This window comes from Sulfitobacter sp. SK025 (assembly GCF_003352105.1).
GTDB lineage: Bacteria > Pseudomonadota > Alphaproteobacteria > Rhodobacterales > Rhodobacteraceae > Sulfitobacter > Sulfitobacter pontiacus.
This window is the reverse complement of record NZ_CP025808.1, coordinates 532,790-553,412: the sequence shown is the minus strand read 5'-3', so window position 1 is coordinate 553,412 and position 20,623 is coordinate 532,790. Positions and strand designations below refer to the sequence as shown.

The 20,623-nt window shown below is 61.2% G+C and carries 21 protein-coding genes and 2 tRNA genes; 13 read left to right on the top strand and 10 right to left on the bottom strand.

Annotated elements, in window-relative coordinates:
* Positions 1-156: 156 nt before the first annotated feature.
* The 3 genes from C1J04_RS02565 to C1J04_RS02555 all read right to left on the bottom strand — a co-directional run bounded on the left by C1J04_RS02565 (position 157) and on the right by C1J04_RS02555 (position 2,632).
* The gene (locus C1J04_RS02565; RefSeq protein ID WP_009825828.1) at positions 157-1,302 is read right to left on the bottom strand and encodes an ABC transporter substrate-binding protein; all 1,146 of its coding nucleotides are present in this window, start codon (positions 1,300-1,302) and stop codon (positions 157-159) included.
* Entirely contained in the window at positions 1,299-1,883 is a 585-nt protein-coding gene (locus C1J04_RS02560; RefSeq protein ID WP_009825827.1) for an ANTAR domain-containing response regulator, read from the bottom strand. The genes C1J04_RS02565 and C1J04_RS02560 overlap by 4 nt, the downstream gene beginning before the upstream one ends.
* A 236-nt stretch (positions 1,884-2,119) precedes the next feature.
* Positions 2,120-2,632, bottom strand: coding sequence for a TetR/AcrR family transcriptional regulator (locus tag C1J04_RS02555; RefSeq protein ID WP_254655139.1), 513 nt, complete (start codon positions 2,630-2,632; stop codon positions 2,120-2,122).
* An 82-nt stretch (positions 2,633-2,714) separates the two neighbouring features.
* On the opposite strand from C1J04_RS02555, the gene C1J04_RS02550 reads away from it, so the two are divergent.
* The gene (locus tag C1J04_RS02550) at positions 2,715-3,785 is read left to right on the top strand and encodes an alcohol dehydrogenase family protein (protein WP_009825825.1); all 1,071 of its coding nucleotides are present in this window, start codon (positions 2,715-2,717) and stop codon (positions 3,783-3,785) included.
* Between the two features lie 254 nt (positions 3,786-4,039).
* On the opposite strand, the gene C1J04_RS02545 is transcribed toward C1J04_RS02550, so the two are convergent.
* Positions 4,040-4,116, bottom strand: a tRNA-Arg gene (locus C1J04_RS02545).
* Positions 4,117-4,272: 156 nt separating this feature from the next.
* On the opposite strand from C1J04_RS02545, the gene C1J04_RS02540 reads away from it, so the two are divergent.
* From C1J04_RS02540 to C1J04_RS02500, 9 genes are all read left to right on the top strand, one after another.
* Positions 4,273-5,310: a LacI family DNA-binding transcriptional regulator gene (locus C1J04_RS02540; protein WP_037942958.1), complete on the top strand. Its 1,038-nt coding sequence runs from the start codon at positions 4,273-4,275 to the stop codon at positions 5,308-5,310.
* Positions 5,307-6,512 (top strand): winged helix-turn-helix domain-containing protein, encoded by a 1,206-nt coding sequence (locus tag C1J04_RS02535; RefSeq protein ID WP_009825823.1) that lies wholly within the window; start codon positions 5,307-5,309, stop codon positions 6,510-6,512. The genes C1J04_RS02540 and C1J04_RS02535 overlap by 4 nt, the downstream gene beginning before the upstream one ends.
* A gap of 164 nt (positions 6,513-6,676) precedes the next feature.
* On the top strand, positions 6,677-7,921 hold the full coding sequence (locus tag C1J04_RS02530; RefSeq protein ID WP_009825822.1) for an NAD(P)/FAD-dependent oxidoreductase: 1,245 nt from the start codon (positions 6,677-6,679) through the stop codon (positions 7,919-7,921).
* Between the two features lie 39 nt (positions 7,922-7,960).
* On the top strand, positions 7,961-8,950 hold the full coding sequence (locus C1J04_RS02525) for a TRAP transporter substrate-binding protein (protein WP_009825821.1): 990 nt from the start codon (positions 7,961-7,963) through the stop codon (positions 8,948-8,950).
* A 72-nt stretch (positions 8,951-9,022) separates the two neighbouring features.
* The gene (locus tag C1J04_RS02520) at positions 9,023-9,547 is read left to right on the top strand and encodes a TRAP transporter small permease (RefSeq protein WP_005850973.1); all 525 of its coding nucleotides are present in this window, start codon (positions 9,023-9,025) and stop codon (positions 9,545-9,547) included.
* A gap of 4 nt (positions 9,548-9,551) precedes the next feature.
* Positions 9,552-10,862 (top strand): TRAP transporter large permease, encoded by a 1,311-nt coding sequence (locus C1J04_RS02515; protein WP_009825820.1) that lies wholly within the window; start codon positions 9,552-9,554, stop codon positions 10,860-10,862.
* Positions 10,859-11,596, top strand: coding sequence for a 5-oxoprolinase subunit B family protein (locus C1J04_RS02510; protein ID WP_009825819.1), 738 nt, complete (start codon positions 10,859-10,861; stop codon positions 11,594-11,596). The genes C1J04_RS02515 and C1J04_RS02510 overlap by 4 nt, the downstream gene beginning before the upstream one ends.
* Positions 11,593-12,621, top strand: a complete 1,029-nt coding sequence (locus C1J04_RS02505) for a biotin-dependent carboxyltransferase family protein (protein WP_037954071.1) — start codon at positions 11,593-11,595, stop codon at positions 12,619-12,621. Before C1J04_RS02510 ends, C1J04_RS02505 begins: the two co-directional genes overlap by 4 nt.
* Positions 12,622-13,392 (top strand): LamB/YcsF family protein, encoded by a 771-nt coding sequence (locus C1J04_RS02500; protein ID WP_009825817.1) that lies wholly within the window; start codon positions 12,622-12,624, stop codon positions 13,390-13,392.
* 81 nt (positions 13,393-13,473) lie between these two features.
* Here C1J04_RS02500 and C1J04_RS02495 read toward each other — a convergent pair.
* Positions 13,474-13,549, bottom strand: a tRNA-Lys gene (locus C1J04_RS02495).
* A gap of 104 nt (positions 13,550-13,653) precedes the next feature.
* Between C1J04_RS02495 and dapF the strand changes: the two genes are divergently transcribed.
* From dapF to C1J04_RS02480, 3 genes are read left to right on the top strand one after another with little or no spacing between them, the layout of a single operon-like run.
* The gene (dapF, locus tag C1J04_RS02490; protein ID WP_009825816.1) at positions 13,654-14,562 is read left to right on the top strand and encodes a diaminopimelate epimerase; all 909 of its coding nucleotides are present in this window, start codon (positions 13,654-13,656) and stop codon (positions 14,560-14,562) included.
* Positions 14,559-15,815: a tRNA (N(6)-L-threonylcarbamoyladenosine(37)-C(2))-methylthiotransferase MtaB gene (mtaB, locus tag C1J04_RS02485; RefSeq protein ID WP_009825815.1), complete on the top strand. Its 1,257-nt coding sequence runs from the start codon at positions 14,559-14,561 to the stop codon at positions 15,813-15,815. The genes dapF and mtaB overlap by 4 nt, the downstream gene beginning before the upstream one ends.
* 60 nt (positions 15,816-15,875) lie before the next feature.
* Positions 15,876-16,235, top strand: a complete 360-nt coding sequence (locus tag C1J04_RS02480; RefSeq protein WP_009825814.1) for a putative quinol monooxygenase — start codon at positions 15,876-15,878, stop codon at positions 16,233-16,235.
* Between the two features lie 132 nt (positions 16,236-16,367).
* On the opposite strand, the gene C1J04_RS02475 is transcribed toward C1J04_RS02480, so the two are convergent.
* From C1J04_RS02475 to C1J04_RS02455, 5 genes are all read right to left on the bottom strand, one after another.
* Positions 16,368-17,216, bottom strand: coding sequence for a cytochrome c1 (locus tag C1J04_RS02475; RefSeq protein ID WP_009825813.1), 849 nt, complete (start codon positions 17,214-17,216; stop codon positions 16,368-16,370).
* A 5-nt stretch (positions 17,217-17,221) separates the two neighbouring features.
* Positions 17,222-18,565: a cytochrome b gene (petB, locus tag C1J04_RS02470; protein ID WP_114865240.1), complete on the bottom strand. Its 1,344-nt coding sequence runs from the start codon at positions 18,563-18,565 to the stop codon at positions 17,222-17,224.
* Positions 18,566-18,577: 12 nt separating this feature from the next.
* Positions 18,578-19,138: a ubiquinol-cytochrome c reductase iron-sulfur subunit gene (gene petA / locus C1J04_RS02465; RefSeq protein ID WP_009825811.1), complete on the bottom strand. Its 561-nt coding sequence runs from the start codon at positions 19,136-19,138 to the stop codon at positions 18,578-18,580.
* A 176-nt stretch (positions 19,139-19,314) separates the two neighbouring features.
* Positions 19,315-19,968: a glutathione S-transferase gene (locus tag C1J04_RS02460; protein WP_009825810.1), complete on the bottom strand. Its 654-nt coding sequence runs from the start codon at positions 19,966-19,968 to the stop codon at positions 19,315-19,317.
* 26 nt (positions 19,969-19,994) lie between these two features.
* The gene (locus C1J04_RS02455) at positions 19,995-20,618 is read right to left on the bottom strand and encodes an FMN-binding negative transcriptional regulator (RefSeq protein WP_009825809.1); all 624 of its coding nucleotides are present in this window, start codon (positions 20,616-20,618) and stop codon (positions 19,995-19,997) included.
* Between the last annotated feature and the right edge of the window lie 5 nt (positions 20,619-20,623).

The window sequence follows — 20,623 nt, the reverse complement described above, 5'->3', positions numbered from 1 at the left end:
TTGCTCTGAGTGATGTGCGACCAGCATTGGTCAGCGGTATAGGTCGGACAACGTTGTCCCTTGGCATCAAGGGTGGCTCATAGACGCAGCTTCACGCAACGAATTTTCTGCATTGCGGCAGCTTTTCAGAGGCCCATGCAGAAGCCGCTTAAGAATTCATCGCACAGTTGCGGTGAAATCAAACGTTCTGCCGTCAAAAAAGGCGTCAGGCGAAAGAATCATCTCTCCCCGCGCGGATGCTACAGATGTTGGCAACGTCATCGCCCCTTCGGTTTTCTCGGAGGATTGGGGCATATCAGCGCCGATATCAGACAGATTCTGGCGGAAAAGATCGGCGCGAAAACAGGTTTTGGCTTTCTCGATTCCCGCGGCATCGGCACCTAGGTGATGCGCGATCCACGCCGCCTGACTGCGCCACGGGAAAGTGGCGGCATGGCTGTGGAACTGCAAGAAACGATCCACCGTGATCGGAGAGGCCCCCGTTCGGGGGACGATATGCCCGGTCAGCGCCGGATCGATCAAATCGGGCGACATGCTCAGGTGTTCACTGCGCCCCAAAATCTCGACCGCCAGCGGTTTGTTTCCCGGCGCATCAAGCCAGGCCGACGCCTGGTATATCGCCCGCATCAGGCGACGCACGCTGTCTTCGTTCTGCGAGGCCCACTCATGGCGCGCGGCAAGCACCTTTTCCGGCGCGAACTGCCAGACATCGCGGCCCGCCATCATCAGCTTGGCCACATTATTCTGCACGGCCACACCGCCCCAGGGCTCGCCCACCCAGAAGGCGTCGACAAACCCGTCCGAGACGGCATCCGCCATACGCATCGGCGGCACGGTGACTTCCTCGATCTGCAGGTCAGGCGCTTGCGCGGCCCAATAGGACAGCAGCAACCGGTGCATGGAATAGTGGAAGGGGATACCCACACGCAGCGGTTTGGCACCGCGCGCGCTGAGCCCCGACAGCAATGCAGTCGTGTCCCCAAAGCGCACATCCTCCAATGCGGAAGCAACAGCGTTAGAGACGCCGAACACCGTGCCGTTCACGGATAAGACCATCAGCGCATCTACCCGCGCGGGTAATCCGCCCATCCCGATGGACATGGCCACCGGCATTGGCGACAGCATATGCGCGGCATCCAGATGCCCCAGTGCCAGCATATCGCGCAGCGCGGACCACGAAGGCTGACGCAAAAGATTAAGCGCGAGACCCTGCTCGGCAGCAAATCCCAGCTCTTTCGCGATGACCAGCGGGGCGCAATCAACCAAAGGGACATAGCCACAGTTCAGAACAACCTCGCTCATGACAACAGATCCGCTGCCGTCACCAATGCTTGTGCCACATCGATGACCTTGCGATTCTGGCTCATCGCGGTGGTGCGCAGCAGCTTATAGGCGTCATCCTCGGACATGCCGCGTTGGCGCATCAGGATCCCCTTTGCGCGGTCGATCGTCTTGCGATCCTCCAGCGCTTGCTTGGCAGCATTCAGTTCGAAGTGGAATTGACGCATCATTTTGAAGCGCGCGATGGCCGTTTGCAGCACGGGTTTGATCCGGTCCATCTGAAGACCATCCACCACATAAGCGCTGACCCCGGCATTCAGCGCCGCCTGCGTCAGGTTCTCATCGGTCTGGTCCACAAACAGCGCGACCGCCCGCTTGGTCGTCTCGGTCGCGTGAGAGATATGTTCAAGCGTATCGCGGTCCGGGTTTGTCAGGTCGATAAGAACGATATCCGGTGAAAATTCCCTCACCGTCTGGTTCAGTTCCGACATCTGCAGCAAAGCCTTGACGTCAGACCAACCCGCTTCGCGCAGTGCATCCACGATGTCACGCACGCGTTCGGGGTTTGGCTCTACAACCAGGATACGCAGATCTGCATTCATGCATTTTGATCCGCGATCATCGGTGCAACTTCAATCCGGCATCCCTCGTGCGCCAGCGGCTTACGACATGCTTAGCCCAAACAGCGAGCAGAAAAAACGCATGTGCCAATCTGTTGTGCAGAATAAAACAGTCGCTCGACCACAGCGGTGCCAGCCATTCAGGTTTACACCAGAGCTACGGGCAGCCCACCCGCGGGCCGGAATGTGGGACCATCACGACATCCGGCTGTGGGCCGTCAATGATCCGGTGGCAGCAGCGACAGACCTAATCGCTTGGCCGCATCCAGCGCGGCCTCATGATGCAGGGGCCACGCTTGCGTCAGCCCTTCGATGATCAACAACAGCGCGGTATCGGCCCCCTTCAACGCGGTCGCCGCTGCGGCCCTTTCCGCGACCTCTGCCTTGTGACGTTCCAGTAAGTCGCGCAGCGGCTGACTGCCCGGTTCAGCGGCCACTGCAGCATGAAAGAGGCAGCCATGCGCGCTCTCGGTCGCCATCCAGTTTCCAACGCGGGTCAGTATCGTATCAAGCGCCTCGCTCGGGTCCTCTGGCAGGTCATCAAACACGCGGGCGAGATAGCGCTGATGCCGGTTCTCCAACGCAGCAAGCACCATTTCCGCCCGGGACGGCGTGTATTTGTAAAGCGTGCGAAGGCTCACGCCCGCAGAATCCCGCAGGTCTTCGACGCTGGGCTCGGCAAAGCCCCGATTGGCAAAGGCGCGTTCAAGCCCTGCGGATATCTTGCTCATCATATCGGTCATGCTTGACGATGTAGAACGATCCCTCTACCTACGCAAGTAGAGCAATCATTCTACATCGGAGTTTTCCCCTATGACGCTTCCTGAAACGATGAAAGCTGTACGCCTCACCGGCCATGGCGGGCTGGACAAGCTTGAATGGTGTGACGACGCTCCGGTGCCGCAACCCGACGCTGGCGAGGTCTTGATCCGTGTGGGCGCATCGGCGGTGAACAACACCGACGTCAACACCCGAACCGGCTGGTATTCGAAAGCGGTGCGGGGCGACACAGGGTCGGCCGCAACCGAGGGTTACGCGGGGGCCTCTGACGCCGACGGCGCATGGTCCGGTGCGCTCAGCTTTCCGCGCATCCAGGGCGCGGACTGCTGCGGAGAGATCGTTGCGGTCGGTGACGGAGTGGACGCGGCGCGGATTGGTCAGCGCGTGCTGGTGCGGCCGATGCATCGTCCGGCCGGTGCCGGACCAGATGCGCTGGTGACCTTCGGCTCGGAGCGCAATGGCGGCTTTGCGGAATACACCACCGTGGGCGACGAACACGCATTACGGATCGAAAGCCCGCTTTCGGATGTCGAACTCGCGTCCTTCCCTTGCGCATTCTCCACCGCCGAAGGCATGATCCAACGCGCCGGATTGGGGGACGAGCGTGTGCTCATCACAGGCGCATCCGGCGGCGTCGGATCGGCGGCGGTGCAACTGGCCAAGCGGCGCGGTGCCCATGTCACGGCCTCTACCAGCCCGGCGAAAATGGAGGCGCTGAAAACCCTCGGCGCGGATGCGGTGATCGACCGCAATGAGCCTTATCCGAATGATGCCTTCGACGTCGCGCTCGACCTTGTAGGGGGGCCGCACTGGCCCGAACTGCTTGATGCTTTGGTGCCACGGGGGCGCTACGTCACGTCTGGCGCGATTGCCGGTCCGATCGTCGAACTTGATCTGAGGACGCTCTACCTCAAGGACCTGACCCTCATCGGGAGCACCCGGCAAGACCCACGCGTATTCAGTGATTTGGTCAGCTACATCGAAGCAGGCGAGATCAAGCCCGTGGTCGCCGAAACCTATCCCTTGGCTGACTTGCACGCGGCGCAGAAGGCATTTCTGGAAAAGTCGCATATGGGCAAGATCGGCGTGACAATCGCAGACTGACATTCACGAGGCACAGGTTACAGCCTGCATAAGGCACGGCCTGCTCACAAGGGTCGAACCGGACCTTCGCCGCTGATGGCGTGGAGGTCCGGTTTCGCGCAGACCGTAAGAACGTCTCGCATCTTTGCCATCATTAAATGCGCAATCGCTGCACGCCGTGTCGCATACATCCAGCTGGCCAATACAGCCAGGCCGCCCCCTTACCTCCACGCGTTCGGCTTTCCCCGCAAATAAGCCACGCTCTCAGGCAGGAATGGTGACCCCGGCAGGATTCGAACCTGCAACCTGCCCCTTAGGAGGGGGCTGCTCTATCCAGTTGAGCCACGGGGCCACGGGTTTGGCTTAGCGCAAAACGGGGTGGTGATCCAGCCACACTGCACGGTGGTATGGCGGCGCTGTGATGGGGGGCTTGATATGGTGATTGCCTGCGCCCGACCGACGCACTACGCTGTTGATAGAATACCACTTTCAAGCAGGACAAGCGCCTTTGACACAGCCTCCGAAACGCCCGTTGACCCTTCGTGATGTATCCGATGCCTGCGGGGTGTCGGAAATGACGGTCAGCCGGGTTCTGCGAAAACGCGGCGACGTGTCCGAAGCGACGCGCCGGCGAGTGCTGGCTGCGGCGAAAGAGCTGGGGTATGTGCCCAACCAGATTGCCGGATCGCTGGCGTCCCAACGGGTGAACCTTGTCGCGGTGATTATCCCGTCGCTGTCGAATATGGTCTTTCCCGAGGTGCTGAACGGCGTCAATCAGGTGCTTGAAGACACGCCGCTGCAGCCGGTCGTGGGCGTCACCGACTATATGCCCGAAAAAGAAGAACGTGTTCTCTATGAAATGTTGTCGTGGCGGCCCTCGGGCGTGATCATCGCGGGGCTGGAACATAGCGATGCGACGCGTGCCATGCTCAAGAACGCGGGCATCCCCGTGGTCGAGATCATGGATGTTGACGGGCGCCCGATTGATGCGATGGTCGGAATCTCGCACCGCCGTGCGGGGCAGGAAATGGCCAAGGCGATCCTCAAGGAAGGCTATGAGCACATCGGTTTCATGGGCACCAAGATGCCGCTTGACCACCGCGCCCGCAAACGGTTCGAAGGGTTTACCGAAGGGCTGGCCAAAGCCGGGATAGAGATCGAGGACCGCGCGTTCTACTCTGGCGGCTCTGCGCTGGCCAAGGGGCGCGAGATGACGCAAGACATGCTTGAGCGGTCGCCCGAGCTGGATTTCCTGTATTATTCGAACGACATGATCGGCGCGGGCGGATTGCTGTATCTGATCGATCAGGGCATCGATATTCCGGGCCAGATCGGCCTTGCCGGTTTCAACAACGTCGAACTGCTGCAGGGCTTGCCCCGTCAGCTTGCCACGATGGACGCCTGTCGGCTCGAGATCGGACAGGCCGCGGCGCGTATCATTCTGAACGATACGCTGGATGAACCGGACCCCGACCTGCAAACGCAGATTACCCTGACACCGACCCTGTCGCTAGGGGACACGCTGCGCCGCAACCGCAAGGTATGACCCTGCCGCTGATCGGCAACCGCGACGCGCGTCGCATCTTTCTGCATCGCCATCTACTAAGCGATGCACCCCAGGGGCCCGCCAGTGGGGACGACCTGTTGCAGCTGATCCAGGGCCTGGGCTTTGTGCAGTTGGACAGCATCAATACCGTGGCGCGGGCGCATGACCTGATCCTTTTCTCGCGCCGCCAACGCTATCGCCCGCAAGCGTTAAAGACGCTGTATGAACGCGATGGGGCGCTGTTTGAACACTGGACCCATGACGCCGCGGTGATCCCGATGGGATACTATCCCCATTGGGAATTGCGCCGCCAGCGGGACGCGCAGATGCTGCGCCAGCGGTACAAGAACTGGCACCAACATGATTTCGAGGGGCGGTTCCAGAGCGTGCTGGACCAGATCCGCGCACAGGGGCCGGTGTCGTCGTCTGATGTCGGGCAGGATGAACCGCGCTCGAATGGCGGGTGGTGGGATTGGCATCCCTCCAAAACCGCGCTGGAATATCTGTGGCGCGCCGGAGCGCTTTGCGTCGTGGGGCGGGACGGCTTCCAGAAACGCTATGACCTGACAGAGCGGGTGATTGACGCGGCGCTATGCGACCCGTCGCAGGCACCGGATGCGGCGCAGTCCATCGATTGGTGCTGCAACGGCGCGCTGGATCGTTTGGGCTTTGCCACGCCGGGGGAACTGGCGGCATTCTGGGCGCATATCTCTCCGGCAGAGGCGAAGGCATGGGTCCAGCGTGAACAGGCCGCTGGACGTGTCGAGCCGGTGCAGATCGCGGGCGCCGACGGCACAGTCCATCGCAGCTTTGCCCGTCCCGGACTGGCAAGCGACCCCGCGATAGACATGGCTCCGACCGCACGGCTGCGCGTGCTCAGCCCCTTTGACCCGGCCTTGCGCGATCGCAAACGCGCCGAACGTCTGTTCGGCTTCCGCTACCGGATAGAGATGTTCGTGCCCGCGCCCAAACGGGTCTATGGCTATTATGTTTTTCCGATCCTGCAGGGCGACAGCATCATCGCGCGGGTGGATATGAAAGCGCATCGTGACCGCGATACGCTGGTGGTACGCGCCCTTTGGCCAGAGCCGGGCAGCCGTTGGGGCAAAGGCAAACAAGCCGCCTTTGAGGCAGAGCTGGCCCGCATCATCCGTCTGGCAGGCGTCAGTCAGATCGCCTTCGAAGACGGCTGGCTTCGTTAACCCACCCCGTTTCGATGAACGAATTGGCGGTACATGCCTGCGCAGGCAACAACGATGACAATTTGTAAACATTTTGTTGACGTATTGCTTTTCCCTGCCAAAGTGAGCGGAAAGGAATCAAGAACCATGTCGAACCGTCTTTGCTTTCATCCAAAGGGTCGCCCATGACGCGCCATGTCGTCGTCGTGGGGGCGGGTATCGTCGGTGTGTCATCGGCGATCTGGCTGCAACGCGCAGGCGCGCAGGTCACGATCATTGACCGCGCGGCACCGGGGACAGGCACGTCGCATGGGAACGCGGGCGTGCTGGCGGCCTGCGCCGTGGCACCCGTCACCGCCCCCGGCCTGATCGCCAAAGCCCCCGCGATGCTGCTGAACCCGGATGTGCCGCTTTACCTGCGCCTGCCCTATCTGCCGCGTCTGCTGCCTTGGCTGGCAAAGTATCTGCGGGTCGCGAACGACCGTGACACCCGCCGGATTGCGCAGGGGCTCGCGCCTATTGTCAGCGACAGTGTGGACCAACACAAAAGCCTGACCGCTGATTTGGGCCTGTCCGACTGGGTAAGTGACAGCGATTATGTTTTCGCCTACCGCAACCGCGCCGCGTTTGACGCCGAAGCCTACACCTGGGCGCTGCGAGCGGAGGCGGGGTTCGCTCCAGAGCTGATCGAGGGGCCGCAGATACACGAGTATGAACCGACGCTCGGGCCGGACATACACCTGCTTGCCACCATGAAGGACCACGGCTTTATCCGCGACCCCGGCGGCTATGTCGGCGCGCTGGCGCGGGCGTTCGAACAAAGCGGCGGCACGATCCTGCAGGCCGAGGTCAAGGATTTCGACCTGTCCGGCGGCGCGATTTCCGGGGTAGAGACGACCCAAGGCCGCGTGGCCTGTGACGATATCGTGCTGGCCACCGGCGTCTGGTCGAAACCGCTGATGGCCAAGCTGGGGCTGAACGTCCCGCTGGAAAGCGAACGCGGCTATCATGTGATATTCGAGGGGGCGACGGGCGGGCCCGCGCGCCCCGTGATGATCGCCAGCGGGAAATTCGTTGCCACCCCCATGGCGCAGGGCCTACGCTGCGCGGGTATTCTGGAATTCGGCGGGCTTGACGCAGCCCCGTCCAAGGCACCGCTGGCGCTGCTGCGGCGACAGGCCAAGGCGGCCTTTCCACAGCTGACTGCCACGCGTGAAATCGAATGGCTGGGGCACCGACCTGCCCCCAGCGACAGCCTGCCCCTGATCGGACAGGTTGGCACAAGCCGGGTCTTTACCGCCTTCGGGCATCACCACATCGGGTTGACAGGCGGGCCCAAAACAGGCCGCCTCGTCGCAGGATTGGTTATGGGGCAACCCGTTAACACCGACCTGCAGCCCTATGCACCACAACGGTTTAGCAGGGGCTAACCCCGCAAACCAAAGACATACCAACAAGGAGAGAACCACATGAAACGGACCACCACATTGATGACAGGCGTCGCAACCGCCGCCCTGACGGTTACCACCGCCCTGCCCGCTTTCGCGGCTGAAAAATGGGACATGCCGATGGCCTATTCGGCGTCGAACTTCCATTCCGAGAACGGCGTTGAATTCGCCAACTGCGTGACCGAAGGCACCGCGGGCGAGATCGAGATCACCGTGCACCCCGGCGGGTCGCTGATCGCGGGTGCCGACATCAAACGCGCAATCCAGACCGGTCAGGTCCAGCTGGGCGAACGCATCCTGTCGGGGCACCAGAACGAAAACGCGATCTTCGGCTTTGATTCCATCCCCTTCCTCGCGCCGTCCTTCGAGGCGTCCGACAAGCTGTGGAAAGCCGCGAAACCCAAGATCGAAGAGCTGTTGGCAGAGCAGAACCTGACACTGCTTTATAACGTGCCGTGGCCGCCACAGGGCCTGTACTTCAAGAAAGAGGTCAAGACGATCGAGGACATGAAGGGCGTCAAGTTCCGGTCCTACAACAACGCCACCAGCCGTCTGGCAGAGCTGACAGGCATGCTGCCCGTCACCATCGAAGCCGCCGAGCTAAGCCAGGCTTTCGCCACTGGCGTTGCGGAATCCATGATCTCGTCCGGTGCGACCGGCTATGACCAGAAAGTCTGGGAAAGCCTGACCCATTTCTACGAGGTCGACGCCTGGCTGCCGCGCAACTACATCATGATCAACAATGACGTGTGGAACGATGTCTCGGAAGAGAACAAGGCGATCATCACCACCTGTTCCAGCGAGGCGGAAACGCGCGGGCTGCAAGCCTCCAAGGACTATACGCAGTTCACCTATGACGGGCTGCGCGAAGGCGGCATGACCGTGGAACCCGCGAGCGAAGAGCTGATGTCCGGCCTGCGCGACATTGGCGGCACCATGACCTCCGAATGGCTGGAGAATGCGGGCGAGGACGGTCAGGCGATCGTCGATAGCTACAAATCCATGCAGTAAATCAACGAACGGCGGCGTCCCACACAGGTGCCGCCGTTTGACGTTCGATCCGCCAATCCGGAGACCTTTCCCATGAACATCCTGCGACGCCTGCTTGATTTCATCTATTTCGCATCTGGTGCCCTGGCAGCCGTCAGTCTTGTCGCGATCCTACTGCTGATCGTGGTGCAGATGGTTGCCCGCTGGACCGGCGAGGTTTTCCCCGGTGCGGCAAGCTATGCCGGCTATGCGATGGCCGCCGCCAGCTTCCTCGCTTTCGCCAACGCGCTGAACCGTGGCGCGCATATCCGCGTGTCGGTGCTGCTGAACGCCCTGCCCGCAGGCCCGAAACGGCTGCTTGAAATATGGTGCTTCGGCCTTGCCGCGGCGATTGCGTGGTATTTCACCTACTACGCCTATTGGTTCGTCTACTGGTCGTGGAAATTCAACGAAGTCAGCCAGTCGCAAGACGCCACGTCCTTGTGGATTCCGCAGTCGGTGATGGTTGTGGGCGGCGGCATCCTTGCCATCGCGCTGACCGATAACCTGCTCTATCTGATCGTAAAAGGCGAACACCGTCTCACCCGCGATCTTGTCGATCAAAGTTTTGGGGAGTGACGCTGTGACGGAACTTTACGCGATCATTCTGTTTATCACCGTGCTGCTATTCCTGCTGGGCACCGGCGTCTGGGTTGGTCTGGCGCTGATGGGCGTCGCCTGGTTCGGGATGGAACTGTTTACCACCCGCCCGGTTGGCGATGCTATGGTCACGACGATCTGGGCCTCGTCCAGCTCGTGGACGCTGACCGCGCTGCCGCTGTTCATCTGGATGGGGGAAATCCTGTTCAGGACACGCCTATCCGAGGATATGTTCAAAGGGCTGTCGCCGTGGCTGGCGAAATTGCCCGGCGGGCTGGTGCATACCAATATCGTCGGCTGCACCGTCTTTGCCGCCGTGTCAGGGTCGTCTGCCGCGACGCTGTCGACCGTGGGTAAAATGTCGATCCCCGAACTGCGGGCGCGCAACTATCCCGAAAAGATGATCATCGGCACGCTGGCCGGTGCCGCTACGCTGGGGCTGATGATCCCGCCCTCGCTCGCGCTGATCGTCTATGGTGTCACCGTGAACGAAAGCATCACCGAACTGTTCTTTGCCGGCGTCCTGCCAGGGCTTATTCTGGCGCTGATGTTCATGGCCTATGTCGCCTTTATCGCGCTGACCTCGAAGGACTGGAACCCCAGCGTCGAGACAGGGATGAGCTTTGCCGCCAAGCTGCGCAACTCGCGCTTTCTGCTGCCGGTCTTCGGGCTGATCACGGTGGTGATCGGGTCGATGTATCTGGGCTACGCCACCGCGACAGAGGCGGCTGCCATCGGTGTGCTAGGGTCGCTGGCGCTGGCGTTGATGCAGGGGTCGCTGAACTGGACCAGCTTTCAGGAAAGCCTGATGGGGGCGATGCGCACCTCTGCCATGATCGCATTGATCCTTGCGGGTGCTGCCTTTCTTAAACTGTCGATGGGCTTTACCGGCCTGCCCCGTGCGCTGGCGGACGGGATTGCAGCGCTTGAACTGACGCGCTTTCAACTGCTGATGGCGCTGCTAGTGTTCTATATCGTGCTGGGCATGTTCCTTGATGGTATTTCGTCGGTCGTGCTGACGATGGCTGTGGTTGAACCCATGGTGCGCGGTGCGGGGATCGACTTGATCTGGTTCGGCATCTTTGTTGTGGTCGTGGTCGAGATGGCGCAGATCACGCCGCCGATCGGGTTCAATCTGTTCGTGCTGCAAGGCATGACGGATCACGAGATGGGATATATCACCAAAGCCGCCTTGCCGATGTTCCTGATCATGGTGGTGATGGTCTTTGTCCTGATCTTTTTCCCCGACATCGCGACCTGGCTGCCCGAAAATCTAAGGCAGGTGCCCCAATGACCGACTTCCCCCTGATCCAGACCGTTGGCCTGTCCGGCGTGCTGGTGCGTTTTGCCGACACGATGTCAGAGCCCGCGAACCGCGCCGCCCTTTCGTTCCGCGCCGCCGTGGATGCTGCCGACTGGCCCGAGGTGACAGAGACGAGCACCTCGCTGGTGTCCACCTTCCTGCAGATCGATCTGGTGGCGGCTTCGGTGGACACCCTGCTGGACCGGCTGCACGACCTGCTGGCAACGCGCGACTGGTACACCTCTGACCTGCCGACGGGGCGGAGGCTGTGGCATGTGCCAACGGTCTATGGCACCGACCTTGCGCCACAGCTTGAAGAAGCGGCAGAGCTTGCGGGGCTGGACCCCGATGCGGCGATTGCACAGCTGTCGCAAGCGCGCGTACGGGTGCTGACCATCGGCTTTGCCCCCGGCCAGCCCTATATGGGCGAACTGCCGCAGAACTGGGATATTCCGCGCCAGCAGGGGCTGACAAAATCCGTCCCCGCCGGCGCGTTGATCGTGGCGATCCGGCAGCTGATTATTTTCACCAATGCCTCCCCCACCGGCTGGCGCCATATCGGGCAGACCGCGTTCAAGACCTTCCGCCCGCGCAGCGACACGCCCTTTGCCCTGTCACCGGGGGACGAGCTGTGCTTTCCCTCCATATCGCGCGCCGAATATGACAAGATCACCGCGACAGATGAAACCGGCCAGGGCGGCGCAGAGACAGAGGTGCTGGCATGAGCGCGACCCTCACCATTTCCCAAGCCGGCCCCGCTTTGACGACACAGGATATGGGCCGCCCCGGTTGGCGTGCCCAAGGGCTGACCAAGGGCGGTGCCGCCGATCCCGTGGCGCTTTTCGAAGGGGCCGCCCTGCTTGGCCAATCGCCCGAGCTTGCGGTGATAGAGATGACAGGCACCGGCGGGACCTTCACGGCCGACGCCGACATCCGTATCGCACTGACAGGGGCCACCATGGCCGCCAGCATCGACGGGGATGCCATCGTCTGGAACGCCAGCCACATGCTGCCCGCGGGCGCAAAGCTGACCATTGGCGGCACCACGGGCGGCACCTATGGCTATCTGCATGTGGGCGGGGGCATCGCCTCTGACACACTGTTGGGGGCACGAGCCAGCCACCTAAGCGCAGGTCTGGGCCAGCCGCTTGCTGCGGGCGACGCGCTGCCCCTTGGGGCGGACAAGTCGCGCGAAACGGGGCTGCAACTGCCCCGCGACAGTCGTTTTGACGGCGGCACCGTGCGCGTCGTGGCCAGCATGCAGACCGACCACTTTACCGCTGATGAACGCAAACGCTTCGAGACCACCGCCTTTACCCGCGACCCGCGCGCCAACCGCATGGGCGTGCGCATGGACCACGACGGCACCGGCTTCAGCGCCGAGGGCGGTCTGTCCATCCTATCCGAGGTCATCGTGCCTGGCGACATCCAGATCACCGGCGACGGCGCTCCCTTCGTGCTGATGGGCGAATGCCAGACCACCGGCGGCTATCCCCGCATCGGGACCGTGATTCCCCGCGACCTGCCCCGCGTGGCGCAAGCCGCATCGGGCACCGCGATCCGGTTCGAATTCATCACGCTGGAACAGGCCATCACGCTCGAGACGCAGCACCGCCAAGACATCAAGGCGCTTGGCGGGAAGGTCACGCCGCTCGTCCGCGACCCGACCAAAATCCGCAACCTGCTGGCCTATCAACTGGTGGGGGGCGCGATCTCTGCCACCGACAACCCCTTTGAAGAGGAGCATTAAATGCCGACCGTCGATCTGAATGCCGATATGGGCGAAAGCTTTGGCCCGTGGAAAATGGGCGATGACGCCGCTTTGTTGCAAATCATCAGCTCTGCCAACATCGCCTGTGGCGGCCACGCGGGCGACGCCGATGTGATGTCTGCCACAATGGCGCTGGCGCGTGACAGTGGCGTCGGTATCGGTGCGCACCCCGGTTTCATGGATCTGGCCGGTTTTGGCCGCAACCGCATGTCGGTGCCACGGGGCACGCTGCAAAATCAGGTCCGCTATCAGGTCGCCGCCAGCGTCGGCATGGCCCGCAGCCTCGGCACATCGGTGCGGCACCTGAAACTGCACGGCGCGCTCGCCAATATGGCGTCAGAGGACGAGATGCTGGCCCGTGATCTTTATGAGGCCGCGCTCAGCGTCGCGCCTGATCTGATCGTCATGGTGCTGGCCGCCACGGCGCAGCAGGACGCGGTGCAATCGCTTGGCTGTAAATGGGCCGGAGAGATCTTTGCCGACCGCGCCTATAACGACGACGCGACGCTGGTCGACCGCTCTAAACCCGGTGCGGTGATTCACGATGCGGCACTGGCGGGCGAACGGATGGTCAAAATGGTCAAAGCCGGTGCGATTCTGACCGAGGGCGGCCAAACAATTCCTGCCGCGATCGATACGATCTGTCTGCACGGCGACACCCCCGAAGCCGTCGACATTGCCCGCGCAGTCAAATCATCACTGCAAGAAGCAGGGATCGCGCTGAAATGTTTTGAAGGCCATACGGGCTAAGCCCTAAACCCAACACCTGAAACGAAAAACAGCGCCCCGAGGGGCGCTGTTTTTATCCGTTCCAGTCAGACTGGAAAGTAGTGGTGAGCCGTGATGGGTTCGAACCATCGACCTACTGATTAAAAGTCAGTTGCTCTACCAACTGAGCTAACGGCCCACTAGGCGGGTATCTAGAAAGGTGCGGCCTTGGGGTCAAGCGGAAACTTACGAAAAATTTCACTCTCGCTGGATTAGTTTCAAATGCCGCGTTATATGCGCCGAATGTATAGTGATCTGACTAACGGTTTGCCCTTCATGAAGATGCATGGGCTGGGCAATGATTTTGTCGTGCTGGATGCGCGCCAGAAAGATGTGCTGGATGCACGCGAAAAGGTCGTGCTGGATGCGCGCCAAACTGATGCGCGTGCCGACGCGCCCCCGGCGCTCCCGAAGGTGACCCCTGCCCTTGCGCAGGCCATCGGGCATCGCCAGTTCGGCGTGGGCTTCGACCAGCTGGCTGTGATCACCAATGGCGCGGCTGATGCGCATCTGACGTTCTTCAACGCCGACGGCTCTACCTCTGCCGCTTGCGGCAATGCCACGCGCTGCATCGCGCGGTTCCTGATGGAGGAAACAGGCAAAACCCAGCTGCACCTGACCACCGACCGCGGCGATCTGGCGGCGCGGGATGCAGGCAATGGGCTGACATCGGTCAACATGGGTCACCCGCAGCTTGGCTGGGACGAAATTCCGCTTGCTCGCCAGATGGATACGCTTGAGCTGCCGATCGACGGTGCGCCGACAGCCACCGGCATGGGCAACCCCCATTGCACCTTCTTTGTTGATGATGTCGACGCGATTGATCTGGCCGGTTTTGGCCCCGGTATCGAGCATCACGCGCTTTACCCCGAACGCACCAATGTGCAGATCGCCCAGATCATCGGCCCCGATCACATCCGTATGCGCGTGTGGGAACGGGGTGTGGGCATCACGCTGGCCTCCGGCTCCTCAAGCTGTGCGACGGCCGTGGCAGCGGCCCGCAGAGGGCTGACAGGCCGCGCCGTGCGTATTGATCTGGACGGTGGCACGCTGCACATCGACTGGCGCGAGGATGGCGTCTGGATGACCGGCCCCTCGGCCCATGTCTTCAGCGGCGTCCTGACCCCTTCGTTTCTGGAAAGCCTGACATGAGCGCCCCGATCTTCTCGAATCACGGCTGCCGCCTGAACGCCTATGAGACAGAGGCGATGAAGGAACTGGCCGAACAGGCTGGCCTGAAAGACGCGGTAATCGTCAACACCTGCGCCGTCACCGCCGAGGCCGTGCGCAAGGCGCGTCAGGACATCCGCAAACTGCGCAAGGCCAACCCCGACGCGCGTTTGATCGTCACCGGCTGCGCCGCCCAGACCGAACCGGAGACCTTCACCAAGATGGCAGAGGTCGACGCTGTCATCGGCAACACCGAAAAGATGGTGGGCGCGACGTGGAAGGGATTGGCGGCTGATTTCATCGGCGAGACAGAGGCGCTTCAGGTCGATGACATCATGTCGGTGACCGAAACGGCGGGGCATCTGATCGACGGGTTCGGCACGCGCAGCCGGGCCTATGTGCAGGTCCAGAACGGCTGCGATCACCGCTGCACCTTTTGCATCATCCCCTATGGCCGCGGCAATTCCCGCTCGGTCCCCGCGGGGGTCGTGGTGGATCAGATCAAGCGGCTGGTCGACAAGGGCTTTAACGAAGTCGTTCTGACCGGCGTCGATCTAACCAGTTGGGGTGCGGATCTTCCCGCGACGCCCAAGCTGGGCGATCTGGTGATGCGCATCCTGCGGCTGGTGCCCGACCTGCCGCGCCTGCGGATCAGTTCCATCGATTCGATCGAGGTGGACGAGAACCTGATGCAGGCCATCGCCACCGAGCCCCGCCTGATGCCGCACCTGCATCTGTCCTTGCAGCACGGCGATGACATGATCCTGAAACGGATGAAGCGCCGTCACCTGCGCGACGATGCGATCCGTTTTGCCCAAGAGGCCCGCAAACTGCGTCCCGACATGACCTTTGGGGCCGATATCATCGCCGGCTTCCCCACCGAAACCGACGCGATGTTCGAAAACTCGCTCAAGCTGGTGACGGACTGCGATCTGACATGGCTGCATGTCTTCCCCTATTCGGCGCGCGAAGGCACGCCCGCTGCAAGGATGCCAGCAGTGAACGGCACGCTCATCAAGGAACGCGCGGCGCAGCTGCGTGCTGCGGGTGACGCGCAGGTCGCGCGCCATTTGGCGGCCCAACAAGGTCGCGCCCATCAGGTGTTGATGGAAAGCCCCACCATGGGCCGGACCGAACAATTCACCGAAACCCATTTTGCCACCCCCCAGACCGAGGGCGCGATCATTTCGGCCACGATCACCGGCCAGAACGCAGGGCATCTGCTGGCTGTGTGAGACGTTGCAGATTGTAAACCTTTCTCCTCTAGGGTGATTCCCTAGCGAGAAAGGGTTAACATGAGCGAAATTATAGAATGGGTCCTCGAGATGGACGTGCGGGATGGTCAGGGCGACAATGTCCAACCGTTGCTTGATGAAATGGTACAGGCTGCAGAGGCAGACGAACCGCGTACGCTGCATTGCGAATTCTACATGTCCGACGACCGACGCACCTGCACTGTGCTGGAACGTTATGCGGACAACGCAGCCGTGATGGCGCATTTTGCGCAGTTCGGTGGCCGCTTTGCTGACCGGTTTACAGAGCTGTTTATGCCGGTGCGTTTAACCGTCTACGGCCCTGCCACCGCCGCGGTGATGTCCGTGCTTGCAGGCTATGGCGGTGTGCGGCTGGACCGCGTGGCAGGCTTCCACCGCTAAGCCACGGACACCGTCTGTGGCGGTGTCCTACCAGCGAGTTTGGCGACCAGCCGGTTACCCCAAAAAAAGAAAGCCCCCCGAACCACAATGGATCGGGGGGCTATATTCAGGCATTGGCGGTGTGAAGGAAGATCAGTCTTCCTTGTGTTTCACAGGCGCCCACAGACGTTTGTTGGTCAGGTACAGCAATACCGACAAGAGCGTCAGGAACAGAACGCCAGCAAAACCGGCTTGCTTGCGTGCCATCAACTTGGGTTCGGCCGTCCACATCAGGAAGGCCGCAACGTCTTCGGCTTCGTGGTGCAGGTCAGAATCGTGGCCGTCGTTATAGGTCACGTCGTCGCCGTACAGCGGGGGTGCCATCGCGATCCAGCTGCCGCCAACCGTGGCGTGGCCTTCTTCGTCCTTACAGGACTCGGGGAAGCCGCCGCTCGCGAAGGCTGTGTTATAGTGGCCGGGGAAATCTTCGGGGGCACAGGCTGGGGCTTCTTCGTAGCCAGTCAAAAGCGACGCGATATATTCGGGTCCGCCCATGCCTTTGAAGAACTGGTTGATCCCCAGACCGTAAGGCCCGTGGAAACCGGCCCGTTTTTTGGCCATCAAGCTGAGATCGGGCGCGGTATCCAACGCGGACTCAGGGAAATGGTCAACCGGCGTGCCGGGGCGTGTGTCGTCCAGCTCGGGGTCGAAGATATCAAAGTTCGCGGCATAGGCACGGACCTGATCTTCGGGAAGGTGGGGGCCACCTTCATCCGCAAGTGTACGGATCGGCACAAACTTCATCCCGTGGCAGGCAGAGCATACCTCGGTATAGATTTGCAGACCGCGTTGCAGCTGGTTGGCATCGAAGGACCCGAAAGGCCCTTCGAACGAGAAGTCGAAGTCTTCGACATGCGCTTCGCCACCGGCGGCGAAAGCAGCGGAACCTGCAAAGCCCAAGGCGACAACAGCCGAAAGGAAGGTTTTCTTGATCATTGTCATGGTCCTTACTCTGCTGGCTTGACCAGCGTCTTGGTGCCGCCGGTTTTTGGCGCGTAATGCGCGTCAAAGTCGGCTTCGATGGTTTCAGGCTGCGGCGCTGGTTTCTCGATCACACCCAGAAGCGGCAGGATCACCAGGAAGTATGCGAACCAATAGGCCGAAGCGATCAGCGAGAAGCTGGCATAGGGCTCTTCCGCAGGCATGGCACCCAGCCACATCAGCGCGAAGAAGTCGATCACCAGCAGCGCGAACCACCACTTGAACATGGGACGATAGCGGCCCGAACGCACCGAGGATGTGTCCAGCCAAGGCACCAGTGCCATCACCGCGATCGCACCGAACATCGCCAGAACACCAAAGAACTTGGCATCGATAATGCCACCGGTCACGAAGGACGCAATCTGAACAACCCAGACTTCGGCAGTAAAGGCACGCAAAATCGCGTAAAACGGTAGGAAGTACCATTCAGGCACAATGTGCGCAGGCGTCGAAAGCGGGTTCGCCTCGATATAGTTATCGGGGTGGCCCAGATAGTTCGGCATGAAACCCACGATCGCAAAGAAAACAACCAGGATCACGGCCAGCGCGAACAGGTCTTTCATCACGAAGTAGGGCCAGAAGGGCAGCGTGTCTTTCTGCGCGTCTTCCTTGCTTGTGCGACGGACCTCGACCCCTGTGGGGTTGTTGTTCCCGGTGGTGTGGAAGGCCCAGATGTGCACGATCACCAGACCGGCAATCACGAAGGGCAGCAGGTAGTGCAAGCTGAAGAAACGGTTCAGCGTGGCGTTATCGACCGCAGGCCCGCCCAGCAGAAGCGTTTGCAGGCTTTCCCCGATGAACGGGATCGCACCGAACAGACCGGTGATAACCGTAGCGCCCCAGAACGACATCTGACCCCAAGGCAGAACATATCCCATAAAGCCTGTCGCCATCATCAGAAGATAGATCAGCATGCCGACGATCCAGGTGATCTCGCGCGGTGCTTTATACGACCCGTAGTACAGACCGCGGAAGATGTGCGCATAGACCGCAACAAAGAACAGCGACGCGCCATTCATGTGCAGATAGCGCAGCATATAGCCGCCGTTCACGTTCCGCATGATGTGTTCAACGCTTGAAAACGCTGCATCGACGTGCGGTGTGTAGTGCATCGCCAGAACGATGCCGGTCACGATTTGCAGTGCCAGACAGAACGTCAGAACAATGCCCCAGATCCACATCCAGTTCAGGTTCTTCGGTGTCGGGATCATCAATGTGTCATACAGCAGCCCAACAACGGGAAGACGGGTGTGCAGCCACTTCTCTCCGTTAGATTTCGGCTCGTAATGGTCGTGAGGAATTCCAGCCATTCCCGTTCTCCCTTAACCTAGTTTGATCGTGGTTTCATCCACGAATTCTGCGATTGGCACCGGCAGGTTGCGCGGTGCTGGCCCTTTGCGGATACGGCCCGCAGTGTCATAGTGCGATCCGTGGCAGGGGCAGAACCAGCCGCCAAAATCACCTGCGTCGCCCAAAGGCACGCAGCCCAGGTGGGTACAGACGCCCATCATTACCAGCCAGTCTTCTTTGCCAACCATCGCGCGGTTTTCGTCCGTCGCGGGGGCACCGGCTGCGATGTTGGCGTTTTCTGCGCCCGGATCGGGCAGCTCGGACATTTCAACGTCACGTGCCTTGGCAATTTCTTCTTCGGTACGGCGGCGGATGAACACCGGCTTACCCAACCATTTGACCGTGAGCTGTGTACCTGGCTCAACAGCGGACACATCGACGCGGATGGACGACAGCGCCTTCACATCTGCGGATGGGTTCATCTGATTGACCAAAGGCCAGACTGCCGCGCCGACGGCGACCGCACCTGTACCAGCTGTGGCGTAATAGAGGAAATCCCTCCGGGTGCCTGCGTGATCTTCTGCTTGGGACACGGGTTAACTCCAAATCGAGGGCCTGACGGCCATTAAATCAAGGGGCGGCGCTGACGCACCTCCCACAATTCTTTTGGTTACTAGCGGGCTGCGTCGCGCACGTCCAGATACCTTTGTCGCGCAAACCGTCGCAGTGTTGCATTCCTTCAAGGGTGAAGGCCGGATTTTTTGCGCATTTATCCTGCCGGAGGGGCAGTGGCCTGCATGGATGCACGCGAATCAAAGCGGCGCGTCCAATCGGCCAAGGCGTCGTTTCCCTTGCGCCAATTGCGCGCGTCATGCCGGAAATCAAGGTATCCCAAGGCGCAGCCGACGGCGATCTGCCCCATATCCAGCGGACCGGAAAGCTGACTGATCCAGCGTGTATTCAGCGCCGCGCACGCCCGTTCGATCTTGGACCACTGACCCTCGACCCATTCCGGCACCTGCTTGCCTTCGGGGCGCATCCGGCCCTCGTAGACCATCGATAGCGCCGCATCCAGCATACCATCCGCCGTTGCCTCAAGCGTCAGCGTGTCCCAGCGGCGGCTGCCCGTGGGATAAAGCTTGCCGCCCGCGCGATCATCCAGATAGGCGCAGATCACACGGCTATCATACAGCGCGGGCCCCTCGTCGCGCACCAGCGCCGGTACTTTGGCCAGCGGGTTGTTCGGCAGCAGCGCCGCATCAGGCGCCAGCGGCGTGGTCGAGATATTTTCAAGCGTCACATCTTCGATCTGGCCGGTTTCGTGCAGCAATACCATGACCTTGCGGACATAGGGCGATGTCGGGGAATAGGATAGTTTCACGGGTGTCTCCTCCTCGGGGTTCAGGCGAACTATCACCGTCATCCGCGCGCGGTGCAATCGGTTGTTGATCAGGCGCCTTTTGCCGCGCGCATCTGGTCGGCCAAACTGCCTGTTCCCGCGCCAAAGCCGTGCGCCTCTACCCCGTCGGCAGCGGCCAGTCGCACCGCATCGGGTTTATTCTGGCTCAGCTTCCACGTCCCGTCGACGCCGGTGATCCGCATCCGGCAGGGCACGATCATGCGCATCATTTTCTGCAGGGGCACGGGGTTCATCTTGGCGGTGGTCCACGGCGGCTTGGGCAGCAGGCGGCCCTCGAACCAGGCAGACTGGCGATCCAGCAGGTCCAGCAGCTCTTCTTGCGGGCGCAGCTCTAGCGTGCCGGTCAGATGCACCGCCACATAGTTCCACGTCGGCACCTGATCGTCGATGTCGTACCAGTCGGGCGAGACATAGCTATCGCCCCCGCTGATGGCGAGCTTGACCGGCAGCGCGAGTTTGAGCGCCCGCGCAATCGGGTTTGACCGGACCAGATGCAGATCCGCCTGATCCCCTGCTTCGTTCAGCAGAAACGGCACATGGCTGATCAACGGGCCGTCGTTGCCACTGGCTGCAAGCACGCCAAAGCTGCGATCGCGGGCAAAGGCGATGTTCTTGGCGGTGTCGGCGTCGTGGTAAACGGGATTCGGGTGCATAACGT